Origin of the sequence: Actinospica sp. (genome assembly GCF_035552695.1) — a bacterium.
Taxonomy (GTDB): domain Bacteria; phylum Actinomycetota; class Actinomycetes; order Streptomycetales; family Catenulisporaceae; genus Actinospica.
Window position 1 is genome coordinate 1 of record NZ_DASZKT010000131.1, and the last position, 11956, is coordinate 11956.

Sequence of the window (11956 nt, forward strand, 5' to 3'; positions counted from 1 at the left end):
GTCGGCTGCGGCGCGGCGCAGTGCGCGCGCTGGCTGGCCGATCGGGGCGCGCGGGTCGTCGGGTTCGATCTCTCCGGGCGGCAGTTGCGGCACGCGCGGCGGATCGACGAGCAGTCGGGCCGTCCGGCGCTGAACCTCGTCCAGGCGGAGGCGACCGCGCTGCCGTTCGCCGACGCGTCGTTCGACGTCGCGTGCTCGGCCTTCGGCGCGGTGCCGTTCGTGGCGGACTCGGCGCGGCTGATGCGCGAGGTGGCGCGGGTGCTGCGGCCGGGCGGGCGCTGGGTGTTCTCCGTGCCGCACCCGCTCCGCTGGGCGCTGCCCGACCTCCCCGGCGACGAGGGCCTGGTCGTGCGGCACTCGTACTTCGACCGGCGACCGTACGTGGAGCAGGACGACGACGGTGCGGCGACGTACGTCGAGCATCACCGCACGTTCGGCGACCGCATCAGGGAACTGACGGCGGCCGGGCTGGCCGTGGCGGACCTGGTCGAGCCGGAATACCCCGAGGATCTCGGCGACCGCTGGGGCGGCGGCTGGTCCGCGCTGCGCGGCCGGCTGGTGCCCGGCACGGCGATCTTCGTGACCCGGAGAGTCGGCGTTTAGTTCACCTGGCGTCCGGTGCGGCGATTGGAGTGCCTCGGCTTCACCCTCTAAAGTCTGCGCCGAAACCGGGGACCCAAGTGAGAGAGGCGGCGCCATGGCACGCAAGCTACTCGCCGACAGCACGATCCTCGCCGTCGGGATGCTTTCGGGGAACGCCCTTTCCTACGGCTTCAGCTTCGCGCTCTCACACCACCTCGGCGCCGCCGACTACGGCCAGATCGGCACGCTGCTCGCACTCTTTCTCATCGCCTCGATCCCGGCGACGGCCCTGCAGGCGGTGACCGCTCGGCGGATCGCCGCCGCGAAGGCACAGGACGGTGCGACAGCGGGCGAGCGCGTGCACGCGATAGCCGGCCCGCTGCTGCGCTGGTCGGTGCTCGTCGGCGCGGCCGAGGCCGTGCTGTTCGTGCTGCTCTCCCCGCTTATCTCGGCCGCGCTGCCCGCGATCACGACCGCGCAGGTGGCGTGGACGGCCGTGTCGCTGCTGCCGTTCTCGGTGATCTCCGGCTACTTCGGCCTGTCCCAGGGCTCGAGCCGCTTCCGGGACTTCACGCTGCTGTTCATGCTCGTCTACGGGATGAAGCTGGTCGCGGGCGTGGCGGTCGGCATGACGCTCGCGAACCCGACGCTGGTGATGGCGGCCGTGGCCCTGTCCTGGTTCCCGACCTGCGCCGTGTGCCACTACCTGCTGCGCGACATGGTCACCGTGAGAACCTTGATTCGCGGCGACGGCTACCTGCTCGAGTTGCGCAGGGCCTCGTGGGGCATGGGCGTCGCGCTGCTGTTGTCGCTGCTGGACGGCCTGCTCTCGGCGCACTACTACCGGGGCCCGACGCTCGGCAGCTATCAGGCGGGGGCGCTGTTCACTCGTGCGGGCTACTTCGGCCCGCAATTCGTCGGCATCCTCGTCTATCCGCGGCTGGCCGTGCCGGAGACGCGCAAGACCGCGTTGCGCGTGGGCGTTCTCGCATCCGTGGCGATCGGCGCCTTCGTGATCATGGTTTCCGCGCTGTCGGCCGGACCGTTGATCGACTTCGCCTTCGGCGAGCACTACACGGTCGGCTCGGACTTCGACCTGAGCAAGGTGGCGTGGATCTTCGCGTACGCGGGGGCGATGCAGTCGCTGGTGCAGCTCGCGCAGCTCGACGCGGTGGCACGCGGCTCGGCGGCCGTGGGCTGGCTGGTGCTGTGCGGCACCGGCGCGGAACTGCTGACGATCATGACCGTGGCGCATCACGATCCGGTGCAGCTGATCAGCGTCGCCGCGATCGTCGCCACGGTGACGGCGGCAGGCGGGCTGCTTATGGCGGCGCGGTCCAAGCACGAGTCGGGCGTGCGTATGCGGAAGCCCGAGTACGTACCGGCCACATGATCTTTCCGAAACCTATGTGGCCGGACCACATGCGCCACCCGGCGCCTCGGCCTTACGGTCGAGTTCATGGCGAGGAATGTGGATAGCGTCAACCTGCGGGGCCGCACGGCCGTGGTGACGGGGGCTGCGAGCGGCATCGGCCGAGCGTGCGCGACGGCGCTGGCCGAGGCGGGGGCGAAGGTGCGAGTGCTCGACCTCGACGCGGACCGGGCGCACGAGGTCGCTGCCGCGATCGGCGGCGAGGCTCACGTCGTGGACCTGTCGGAGCCGCAAAACGTCGTGCACCTGGCCGAGGGCGCGGACGTCCTCGTCAACAACGCGGGATTTCAGGTGGTGCGTCCTCTGGAGGAGTTCCCACCGGATCAGTTCCGCCGGATGCTCGCGGTGATGGTCGAGGCACCATTCCAGCTCATCCAAGCCGCGCTGCCGCACATGTACGCGCAGGGCTGGGGCCGGATCGTGAACGTGTCCTCGGTGCACGGCCTGCGCGCGTCGGCGTACAAGGCGGGTTATGTGACCGCGAAACACGCGCTCGAAGGGCTGTCGAAGGTGGCGGCCGTCGAGGGCGGACCGCACGGCGTCACATCGAACTGCGTGAACCCGGGCTATGTGCGTACGCCACTGGTGGAGAAGCAGATCGCGGATCAGGCGGCGGCGCACGGGATTCCGGAGCAAGAGGTCATCGAACAGGTGCTGCTCGCGCGCTCGGCGATGAAGCAATTGATCGAACCCGAGCAGGTGGCTGGTCTGGTGCTGTATCTGTGTTCCCCGGCGGCGGCGTTCATCAACGGTGCCTCGTTGTCGATGGACGGCGCATGGACAGCTCAGTAGCCGAAGACGACACCATCTTCCTCTCCTTGCTGGCCCGCGACGCGCCGGCCGTCGAGTACGACGAGCCGGTCCGGTTCGCGCGCGAGGCCGGAGCATCCCCGGCGCGCATCGCAGCCCTCGAACAGGCGCGGGCCGTGGCACTCCGCGTGCGCGCCACGATCCGGGATCAGCGTCGACGCGAGAACGAACTGGCGGCGCTGTTCGAGACTGCCGGCGACCTTGCCGGTCTGCGCGACCTGGACGACGTGCTGCGCGCGATCGTCTTGCGGGCGCGCAAGTTGCTGGGGACGGACGTCGCGTATCTCTCGCTGCACGACGAGAACGCCGGCGACACGTACATGCGCGTCACGGCCGGTTCGGTCTCGGCCGAGTTCCAGCGCGTGCGCCTCGGCATGGGCGAGGGTCTCGGCGGGCTCGTGGCGCAGACGGCGTCGCCGTACGCGACGGCGGACTACTTCAACGACGACCGGTTCCGGCACACGCGGCCGATCGACAGCGCGGTGCACGACGAAGGCCTGGTCGCGATCCTCGGCGTTCCGTTGCTCGCGGGCGGCGAAGTGATCGGCGTGCTGTTCGCGTCGGACCGCAAGGTCAGGCCGTTCACGCGGGACGAGGTGGCGCTGCTGAGCTCGCTGGCGACGCACGCGGCGATCGCCATCGAATCGGCGAATCAGCTCGCTGAGACCAAGGCGGCACTCGCGGAGCTGGCCGAGGCGAGCCGCGTCATCCGCGAGCACAGCGCGGCGGTCGAGCGCGCCGCCGAGGCGCACGAGGCGTTGACCGGTCTGCTGCTGCGCGGCGCGGGATTGAGCGAGTTGGCGGAGTCCGTCAGCGAGATCCTCGGCGGAGCGGTCTGCGTCACGGACGCGCACGGCCAGGTGCTGCAGGGCTCGGCGTCGAACGTGCACGGGCCTGATGTCGAGGCGGCGACCGCGGAATCCGAACGCACCGGCAAGGCGGTCCGCGCCGAGCGCGAGCACCTGTGGATCGCGGCCGTGCAGGCAGGCGGCGAGCGGCTGGGCACGCTCGCCGTCCGCGCGGACGCGAGCCTGGACCCGGCCGACCAGCGCATCCTCGAACGCGCGGCGATGGTGACGGCGCTGCGGCTGCTGACCGAGCGGTCCGTGCGCGAGGCGGAGTACCAGGTGCGCGGCGAGCTGCTGACAGACCTCTTAGATGCGGCCGACCGCCCGGATCCGGACGCCGCCGCGTTGCGCGATCGTGCCAGAAGGCTGAACGCTGACCTCGACGCCGCGCACGTGGTCGTCGTCGCGAAGGCCGAGGACGCGGACCGCAGACGCCTGGCGTCGGCCGCGGCACATCTCGCGGCGACGAAGCACGGTCTGGCCGGCGAGCGGGCGGGGATCACTGTGTTGCTGCTGCCCGGCAACGACCCCACGGCCATCGCCCGCGACGTCGTCCACCAACTCCACGCCGCCATCCAGCGCCCCGTCACCGCCGGCGCCGCGGGACCCGGCCACGGCCCGCTCAAGCCCGCGCAGCTGTACACCGGGGCTGCCCACTGCCTCAACGCCCTGCTCGCCCTCGGCCGCATCGGCGACGCCGCCAGCGCCACCGACCTCGGGTTCGTCGGTCTACTTCTCGGCGGTGGCCAGGTCCCCGGCTTCGTCGAGCGCATCCTCGGCCCCGTTCTCGACTACGACGCCCGCCGCTCCACCGACCTGCTGCGCACCCTCGAGGCCTACTTCGCCTGCGGCGGCAACCTGATGCGCGCCAAGGACCGGCTGCACGTCCACGTCAACACAGTGACGCAGCGCCTCGACCGCATCGCCAAGCTCCTCGGCCCCGACTGGCAGTCCCCCGACCGCGCCCTCGAACTCCAGCTCGCGCTGCGGCTGCACAGCTTGCGATAGCGCGGGCGCCTCGCTGGGTGGCCCTGCGGCTACCAGCCAAGGCGGGGCCACGACCCACGGGCGCGAGCTGGCTAGCGTCGGGAGGCGGAAGCCGCCCGGCACACCGGAGGAATGACCATGAGAATTCAAATGCGACGCGCACGTCTCGTCCAGCTGTCTATCGCGGCGGCGGCCGCCGCGGCCGCCTTCGCGCTGCTACCCACCGCGAGCGCTTCCGCGGCCGGGACCTCGGCGTCGAGAACGGCGTCGAGCACGACGCCCGCCACGCAGAGCGCGAGTGACCGGCAGGCCGAGGCGAACAAGGCTCTGGTGCTCTACGTCCAGGATCAGCTGTGGAACGACGGCAATTACTCGGTCATCGACAAGTACGTCTCCGCGGACTACCTCCAGCACAACCCGACCGTGGCCAACGGCCCGGACGCGCTGCGCAATCTGGTCATCCAGGTCCGGGCGGCGGTTCCGCAGCTGCACATCACGGCGGTGCGCGAGGTGGCCGAGGGCGACCTCGTCTTCCTGCAGAACGAGTCCGGGAATCAGGCGAACTTCGACATCTACCGCGTCGAGAACGGCAAGCTCGTCGAGCACTGGGATGTTCTGGAGACCGCGCCGACCACGACGGCCAACGGCAACGATCCGTTCTCGCAGCTCAGCCAGCCCGCCGGCGACAGCGCTCCGGCCGCGGTGACCGCGCAGGACAAGGGCGTCGTGCTCGACTACGTCACGACCCTGATGCAGGATCACGATCTGAGCGCCATCGACCGGTACGTCGCCCCCTCGGTCTACCAGCATGATCCGGCGATCGCCAACGGGTCGGCCGCGCTGACGGCGTACTACTCCTCGCTGTTCGCGCAGAACCCGTGGTTCGGCGTCCAGATCGCGCAGGTGGTGGCCGAGGGCGACCTGGTCGCCGTGCACGCGCACGTCAAGGACGCGCCCTCAAACCTCGGCCAGGCCGCCGTCTACCTCTTCCGCGTCGAGGGCGGCAGGATCGTCGAGCAGTGGGGCTCGGCCGAGAACGTCCCGGCCACCTCGGCCAACGACAACACGATGTTCTAGACCCCGTCCCGGCGGCCCGCCATCTCGGCCAGCGCGGCTAGGCGGGCCGCCGAGGCGCTGCCGGGTTCCGCCTGGAACGCGGCGAGAAACCGGCCGGCCGTTCCCGGCACCGGGCCCGGCTCGTTGAGCGCGGCGAATCTCTCGTACCGCAGTTTCAGCTTCCCGACCCGCGGATGGTCGAACACGGCGACCCCGCGTGTACGGGCCCTGATGTCGTGTCGGCTCCACAGTTCGCGGAATCGCGCGCTGCCCGCCGACAGTTCCTCGACCAGCGCGCACCGTCGGATCCTCCTCGCCCAGCGCCCCGACCGTCGCGCGCAGCGCCGCCGCCCGGTCCGCGCTCTCCGCCGCCCAGCCTGGACGCGCGGCCCAGACCGGGTCCAGGAAGCACACCCGCAGCAGGCTGGTCCCGGGACAGTGCAGCGGGGAGAGCAGCCGCGCGAGCGGGTTGGCGGCGAGGACCGTGCCCAGACAGCCGGTGACGATCGCCGGCGTCAACGGCCACGCGTCGATCAGCCGGCACAGCGCGGGCGAGGCCGCGGACTCCGCCGCCTTGCGCCGGGCCGGCACCGGCCGGGCCAGCCGGTACAGGTGGACGGTGGCCTGCTCGTCCAGCCGCAGCGCGCCGACCGGCGCGTCCAGCACCTGCTTCGACGGATTCTGGTCCCGCCCCTGCTCCAGCCGCACGTAGTTACTCGGTGCTGATCCCGCACAGCGTGGCCAGTTCGTTCCGGCGCAGGCCCGGCACCCGGCACCCGGCGCCGGCCGCGGTCCGCGAGGCCCACGCTCTGCGGCCGGATCGCGGCGCGCCGGGCACGCAGGAAACGGCCGAGCTCGCTCTCTCCACCGACGCTCACAGCATCAGCATAGCCTCGTCGTAAAATAAATCCCTTCTCGTAAATTAAATCCCTTCGTCTTGACGCCGCACCCCCGAATCGTGAAACTTCCGCATGTCAGAAGTGCGCGATCCCATGCGCATCTCGCATTCAATGAGGAATGCCCATGCGAATATCCATTCCGGCCGGACTCGCGGCGATCGCGCTCGCGCTCGCCGTGCCGACCGCCGCGTTCGGCGCCCAACCGAACGCCGCCGCGGCCTCGTGCATCGCCTCGGGCGACGTCGCGGGCATCACCGCCGCGCTGTCCGGGCAGGGCGCGGCGGCCGTGCTGTGCCCGAGCGCGGTGTTCGACCTGACCAGCCCCGTCGCGTTCACCGCGGCGAACCAGCAGATCTACACCCAGGGTCTGCCGACCGGTTCCACCCGCGCGAGCCTCGTCGTGACCGGCTCCGGCCAGTCGTCCGCGATCACCGGCGCCAACGAGTCCGGGATCACGATCGAGAACATCCAAGTCAACGGCAATCGGCCGGCGCTGGGCCGGATCGCGAGCGGCAGCAGCGCGCTCATCGAGATCGGCGGTAACGCCAGCGGCCAGGCCGTGCAGAACGTCTATGCCTACGAGACCAGAGGCTGGTCGACGATCCACATCACCGAAGGCACGGTGACCAACAGCACGCCGGCGTGCCAGAGTGCGAAGATCCTCAACAACACGTTCGCGGAGGCGGGCACCGACGCATCCGGCACGTGGGCCGACGGCATCTCGCTCGCGTGCGGCAACAGCGAAGTCGAGAACAATACGGTCAATGACGCCACCGACGGCGGCATCGTCGTGTTCGGCGCGCCGGGCTCGACGATCTCCGGCAACACCATCACCTCGCTGACCGAGAACGAACTCGGCGGCATCAACATGGTCGACTATTCGCCGATGAACGGCAATTACACCGGCACCGTCGTGAAGAACAACGTCATCGACGGAAAGAGCGCGCTCATCAAGGTCGGTATCGCGATGGGGCCGCAGGTGTGGGGTTGCGGCACGGGTACCAACTACGGCGGCACGGTGACCGGCAACGTCGTCGAGGGCGAGAACGTGGCCTACGGCTACGCCGTCAACGGCGTGACCAACTGGACGGTGACGGGCAACAGCGACACCGCGCGGCACGTCGGCGTCACGTCGTCCAGCGGCTGCGGCGGCACTCCCGCGTCGCCCGCGGCGTATCTGGTGGACTCGGCGACGTCGAGCACACTGCAGAGCCAGTTCGTGTCCACCACACAGCTTGAGTACCTGCTGGGTGTGAGTGAGCCGTCGATCCTGACGGTTCCTCAGGCGCCGACGGCTTGCGGCGTCATGACCGCCAACCAGGGTCTCTACCCCGGGCAGTCGTTGGCCTCGTGCGACGGGCGCTTCACGCTCGACATGCAGGGCGACGGAAACCTCGTGCTCTACTTCAACGGCGCCGCCCTGTGGGCGTCGAACACCTCCGGGCACTCCGCCGGCGAGGCTCTGATGCAGGGCGACGGAAACTTCGTGGTCTACGACGCCACCGGGACGCCCGACTGGAGCAGCGGCACGACGAACAACTCCGGCGCCAAGCTCGACCTGCAGAACGACGGCAACCTCGTCGTCTACAGCTCGTCCGGCGCGGCGCTCTGGACCAGCAACACCGGAGGCCACTGAACCCTGCCACTGAACCCGATTGGGATCGCGCGGGCGCCCGCTGCAGCTACCGCAGCAGCGCCCGCGCGACCGCCTGCGCACCGGCGCCCGGAGCGAGGATCGTGTAATGGTTCGTATCGGGGACGAACTCGATGCGGGCGGGAGTGCGGTCGAGCCCTGCGAGCGCGAGGCGCTCGGGGTCGTAGAGCGCCTGCGATTCGTTGAGCAGGCCGCGGGCGGCGTAGAGGAAGTCGACGTCGCAGCTCACGTTGTTGACGATGTTCGTGCGGACGTGTTCGTCGAGCAGCACCTGCTTGCCGTCCGCGCGAATCGCCTCCTCGCGGCAGGAGCTGACGACCTGTCCGTTCGGGAGCATGCGGACATCGCGCACGAGGTACGCCGTCAACTGCGGGGTCCAGTTGCCGACGAAGGCTGGGTGGACGCGGTGGAAGTCGAGGTACGCCTGTTCGTCGGCGAAGGTCATCGAGAGCTTCTTGACCGCCGGGCCGACGATGGCCTCGAGGACGGCGTCCGCGTCGGCGCCGGGTGGCAGCGGGAAGCCGAGGCCGCCGTCGATGGCGACGAAGCGGGTGAACCGCTTGGGGGACGTGGCCGCGGCCTGCGCTGCGACGAATGCTCCAAGTGAGTGACCCACGAGCAGCGCCTGCTCCAGGTGCAGGGCGTCCAGCACGGCCACCAGGTCGGCCGCGTTCCGGTCGATGCCCCAAGGGCCGTCGATCTCCCGGGAGCCGGCCCGGCCGCGCAGGTCGACGCCGATCAGCTCGGCCCGGCCGCCGATCTCGTCCACAACTCCGGCCCAGGCCAGGGCGTTGCCGGTGATGCCGTGCACGAGCAGGATCGGCGGCGGCGGCGCGGCGGCTCCCGGCTCGGTCGCGGGCCAGCGGAGCACCGCCAGATCGCCGCCGGGCACCGGGACACTCGTCTCGGTGTACTCCCGCCACGTCGTCGTCATCTGATCTCAGACCTCCTCGATGCCCGTAGTTCTCTTCGCCCCCGTGCGCCCGGCCAAACCGCCGGGGGCTAAGAAGACGATCAGGACGAACGCCGCGCCGAGGAGCCGGCGCGCCCATGTGAGCCGCGTACACATTCCGCGCGAACCACATGTGTCCGGCGGACATCCGATCAGCCGGGGCGAACGGGCGAGACTACAGTGCTGGATGAACGACCATCACTGGATCGGCATCGACAAGGAAGTCAGAGATTCCTATGGACAAGGTGGTCGCCACGGCTGAGGCCGTGGCCGACATCCCGGACGGCGCCACGATCGCCGTCGGCGGGTTCGGACTGTGCGGGATCCCCTCCACGCTGATCGCCGCGCTCCTCGCCACAGGTTCACGAGACCTGCGCGTGGTGTCCAACAACTGCGGCGTGGACGGCTGGGGCCTCGGCCTGCTCCTCGAATCCGGACAGATCTCCCGGATGACCAGCAGCTACGTCGGAGAGAACAAGGAGTTCGCCCGGCAGTACCTGCACGGCGAACTCGAGGTGGAACTCACCCCGCAGGGCACGCTCGCCGAGCGGCTGCGCGCGGGCGGCGCCGGCATCCCCGCGTTCTACACCGCGACCGGAGTGGGCACGCAGGTCGCCGAGGGCGGGCTGCCGTGGAAGTACCACGCGGACGGGACCGTCGCGCTCGCCTCCCCGCCGAAGGAGGTCCGCAGCTTCAACGGCCGCGAGTACATCCTCGAACAGGCCATCACCACCGACTTCGCCCTGGTGCGCGCCACGATCGCGGACCGGCACGGCAACGCGGTGTTCAACGGCTCCTCGATGAACTTCAATCCCCTCGCGGCGATGGCCGGGCGGATCTGCGTGCTGGAGGCCGAGCGGATCGTCGAAGCCGGCGAGATCCCGCCGAGCGCGGTGCAACTGCCCGGCGTGCACGTACACCGGGTCGTCGAGGCGACGGTGGCCGAGAAGCGGATCGAGCGGCGCACCGTGCGCCCGCGCACGGAAGGGGTCTGACACCATGTCGCTCGACCGCAACCAGATGGCCGCGCGCGCCGCGCGCGAACTTTCCGACGGCCAATACGTGAATCTCGGCATCGGCCTGCCTACGCTTATCCCGAACCACGTGCCCGATGGCGTGCACGTGGTGCTCCAGTCCGAGAACGGGATCCTCGGCACCGGCCCGTACCCCTTCGACGGCGACGAGGAACCGGACCTGATCAACGCGGGCAAGGAGACGGTGACGCTGCTGCCCGGCGCCGCGCTGTTCGACTCCGCGGCCTCCTTCGCGATGATCAGGGGCGGCAAGATCGACGTGGCCGTGCTCGGCGCGATGCAGGTCTCGAAGGACGGGGACCTCGCGAACTGGATGATCCCCGGCAAGATGATCAAGGGCATGGGCGGCGCGATGGACCTCGTGCACGGGGCCAGACGGGTGATCGTCCTGATGGAGCACACCGCCAAGGACGGCGAGCCCAAGATCGTCGAATCCTGCACGCTGCCGCTGACCGGCAAGCGCGTCGTGCACCGCATCATCACCGACCTCGCGGTGATCGACATCGAGCCCGGCGGCCTGGTGCTGCGCGAGCTGGCGCCGGACGTCACCGAGGAGCAGGTCGTCGCGGCCACGGGCGTACCGCTCAAAATCGAGCTCTAGAAGCGCGAGGGGCCCGCACGCTCGAAGCGAGCGGGCCCTGCCTTGTGCCGAGTGCCGAAGACTACGGCTTGAGCGCCGGCCAGCTCGTGTCGAACAGGTCGTTGTCCTTCAGGAAGCCGTGCAGCGGAGTGGTCTCCGGGTAGTGGCCCCACTGGTGGTCGCCGTACGTGTGGCCCGGGCGCGGCTGGTGCAGCGACTCGCCGAGCAGCTGGCGCTGCACCGGGTTCAGGGAGGCGAAATCGGGACGTGCCCGGACGGCCTCGACCTCGTCGCGGATCGCGATCCAGCGCAGCGTGTAGGCGAAGAACATGCCCTTGCGCGTCACGTCCGAGTAGTTGTTGGTCCGGGTGTGCCAGATCCGCCGGTCGAAGAACACGGCGTCGCCCGGGTTGGCGAGCACCTCGACGGCGCCCTCCGGCTCCGGCCACTCGACATCGCGCCGCGGCGGCCCGTCGATCCAGTTCCTCAGGTGGCTGCCCGGCACGACCTTGAAGTTGCCGCGGCCCTCGGCCGACACGTCGGAGAGCCAGTAGGCGAGCTTGACCGACAGCCGCGGACGCGGGTCGGTCTCGATCTCGCGGTTCTGCCGGCCGCCGTCCTGGTGCCACTCGAAGCGGAAGGGCTTCGGCACGGCGATCTTCGGGTGCACGTCCAGGTGCGAGTGGTAGATGTGCACGTTCCAGCCGAGGATCGACCACACCAGCGGGAAGGTCTTCGGGTGGTCGAGCAGCGGAGCGACCTCCGGGCTGCGGTGCACCGCGGAGAGCACGTGCATCGCGCCCTCCGGCGAGAGAGCGTCCTTCGCCTTCTCCTCGGCGTAGATCCGGTCGATGACCTCGGTGTAGTACGCCACCTCCTCGGCGCTGAGCGCGTTCGGAATGACGAGGTAGCCGTCGCGATCGAACTGCTCGCGCTGCTCCTTGGACATCGGGGTCGTCGCGGAATCGCTCGCCGCCGGTATCTCCGTGGACTCCATGGTCACCTGCTCTCCTGGTCTGCTTGCCCGGTCACCATATCGGCCGCTCATGAACACCGGGTGAGTCGGTGACAGACCTGTGACACGTCGATTCGCCGTGGCACGACCCGGTTATCAGCCGGTTA

General features: G+C 69.9%; 12 protein-coding genes and 1 pseudogene. 9 read left to right on the forward strand and 4 right to left on the reverse strand.

All coding sequences use genetic code 11. From position 1 onward, the window contains the following. The 5 genes from VG296_RS16385 to VG296_RS16405 form a co-directional block, all read left to right on the forward strand. Positions 1–603, forward strand: a 603-nt coding sequence (locus tag VG296_RS16385) for a class I SAM-dependent methyltransferase (protein WP_325566597.1), incomplete at its 5' end; no start/stop codon positions are given. A gap of 94 nt (positions 604–697) precedes the next feature. After that, positions 698–1975 carry a hypothetical protein gene (locus VG296_RS16390; RefSeq protein ID WP_325566598.1) on the forward strand — a complete coding sequence of 426 codons (1278 nt, stop codon included), beginning with the start codon at positions 698–700 and terminating at the stop codon, positions 1973–1975. Between the two features lie 66 nt (positions 1976–2041). Continuing rightward, positions 2042–2806: a 3-hydroxybutyrate dehydrogenase gene (locus VG296_RS16395; RefSeq protein WP_325566599.1), complete on the forward strand. Its 765-nt coding sequence runs from the start codon at positions 2042–2044 to the stop codon at positions 2804–2806. Then, positions 2791–4680 (forward strand): helix-turn-helix domain-containing protein, encoded by a 1890-nt coding sequence (locus VG296_RS16400; RefSeq protein WP_325566600.1) that lies wholly within the window; start codon positions 2791–2793, stop codon positions 4678–4680. The genes VG296_RS16395 and VG296_RS16400 overlap by 16 nt, the downstream gene beginning before the upstream one ends. A gap of 129 nt (positions 4681–4809) precedes the next feature. Further along, a complete protein-coding gene (locus tag VG296_RS16405) occupies positions 4810–5736 on the forward strand; it encodes a nuclear transport factor 2 family protein (protein ID WP_325566601.1) in 927 nt (308 codons plus the stop codon). On the opposite strand, the gene VG296_RS16410 is transcribed toward VG296_RS16405, so the two are convergent. Next, complete coding sequence (locus tag VG296_RS16410; RefSeq protein ID WP_414641101.1) at positions 5733–6023, reverse strand: hypothetical protein; 291 nt, start codon at positions 6021–6023, stop codon at positions 5733–5735. The genes VG296_RS16405 and VG296_RS16410 overlap by 4 nt on opposite strands. Before the next feature lie 67 nt (positions 6024–6090). Continuing rightward, positions 6091–6306 (reverse strand): annotated as a pseudogene (locus VG296_RS32905) (hypothetical protein); the annotation flags it as partial. On the opposite strand from VG296_RS32905, the gene VG296_RS16415 reads away from it, so the two are divergent. Both VG296_RS16415 and VG296_RS16420 read left to right on the forward strand, forming a co-directional pair. Next, positions 6200–6427 (forward strand): hypothetical protein, encoded by a 228-nt coding sequence (locus VG296_RS16415; protein ID WP_325566602.1) that lies wholly within the window; start codon positions 6200–6202, stop codon positions 6425–6427. The pseudogene VG296_RS32905 and the gene VG296_RS16415 sit on opposite strands and share 107 nt — an antisense overlap. A gap of 311 nt (positions 6428–6738) precedes the next feature. Next, on the forward strand, positions 6739–8250 hold the full coding sequence (locus tag VG296_RS16420) for a right-handed parallel beta-helix repeat-containing protein (RefSeq protein WP_325566603.1): 1512 nt from the start codon (positions 6739–6741) through the stop codon (positions 8248–8250). A gap of 46 nt (positions 8251–8296) precedes the next feature. On the opposite strand, the gene VG296_RS16425 is transcribed toward VG296_RS16420, so the two are convergent. Beyond that, on the reverse strand, positions 8297–9202 hold the full coding sequence (locus tag VG296_RS16425) for an alpha/beta hydrolase (protein WP_325566604.1): 906 nt from the start codon (positions 9200–9202) through the stop codon (positions 8297–8299). Positions 9203–9456: 254 nt separating this feature from the next. Here VG296_RS16425 and VG296_RS16430 point away from each other — a divergent pair, with 254 nt between their 5' ends. Together VG296_RS16430 and VG296_RS16435 are read left to right on the forward strand one after the other, a co-directional pair. After that, on the forward strand, positions 9457–10215 hold the full coding sequence (locus VG296_RS16430; protein ID WP_325566605.1) for a CoA transferase subunit A: 759 nt from the start codon (positions 9457–9459) through the stop codon (positions 10213–10215). A 4-nt stretch (positions 10216–10219) separates the two neighbouring features. Further along, a complete protein-coding gene (locus VG296_RS16435; RefSeq protein ID WP_325566606.1) occupies positions 10220–10855 on the forward strand; it encodes a CoA transferase subunit B in 636 nt (211 codons plus the stop codon). A gap of 61 nt (positions 10856–10916) precedes the next feature. On the opposite strand, the gene VG296_RS16440 is transcribed toward VG296_RS16435, so the two are convergent. Next, entirely contained in the window at positions 10917–11831 is a 915-nt protein-coding gene (locus VG296_RS16440) for a phytanoyl-CoA dioxygenase family protein (protein ID WP_325566687.1), read from the reverse strand. Positions 11832–11956: the final 125 nt, after the last annotated feature.

Bases quoted from the DNA above. Each gene is read 5' to 3' on its own strand.
- VG296_RS16430 (WP_325566605.1), top strand. From the start codon at position 9,457: ATGGACAAGGTGGTCGCCACGGCTGAGGCCGTGGCCGACATCCCGGAC.
- VG296_RS16390 (WP_325566598.1), top strand. From the start codon at position 698: ATGGCACGCAAGCTACTCGCCGACAGCACGATCCTCGCCGTCGGGATG.
- VG296_RS16420 (WP_325566603.1), top strand. From the start codon at position 6,739: ATGCGAATATCCATTCCGGCCGGACTCGCGGCGATCGCGCTCGCGCTC.
- VG296_RS16395 (WP_325566599.1), top strand. From the start codon at position 2,042: ATGGCGAGGAATGTGGATAGCGTCAACCTGCGGGGCCGCACGGCCGTG.
- VG296_RS16405 (WP_325566601.1), top strand. From the start codon at position 4,810: ATGCGACGCGCACGTCTCGTCCAGCTGTCTATCGCGGCGGCGGCCGCC.
- VG296_RS16435 (WP_325566606.1), top strand. From the start codon at position 10,220: ATGTCGCTCGACCGCAACCAGATGGCCGCGCGCGCCGCGCGCGAACTT.
- VG296_RS16400 (WP_325566600.1), top strand. From the start codon at position 2,791: ATGGACAGCTCAGTAGCCGAAGACGACACCATCTTCCTCTCCTTGCTG.
- VG296_RS16425 (WP_325566604.1), bottom strand. From the start codon at position 9,202: ATGACGACGACGTGGCGGGAGTACACCGAGACGAGTGTCCCGGTGCCC.
- VG296_RS16440 (WP_325566687.1), bottom strand. From the start codon at position 11,831: ATGGAGTCCACGGAGATACCGGCGGCGAGCGATTCCGCGACGACCCCG.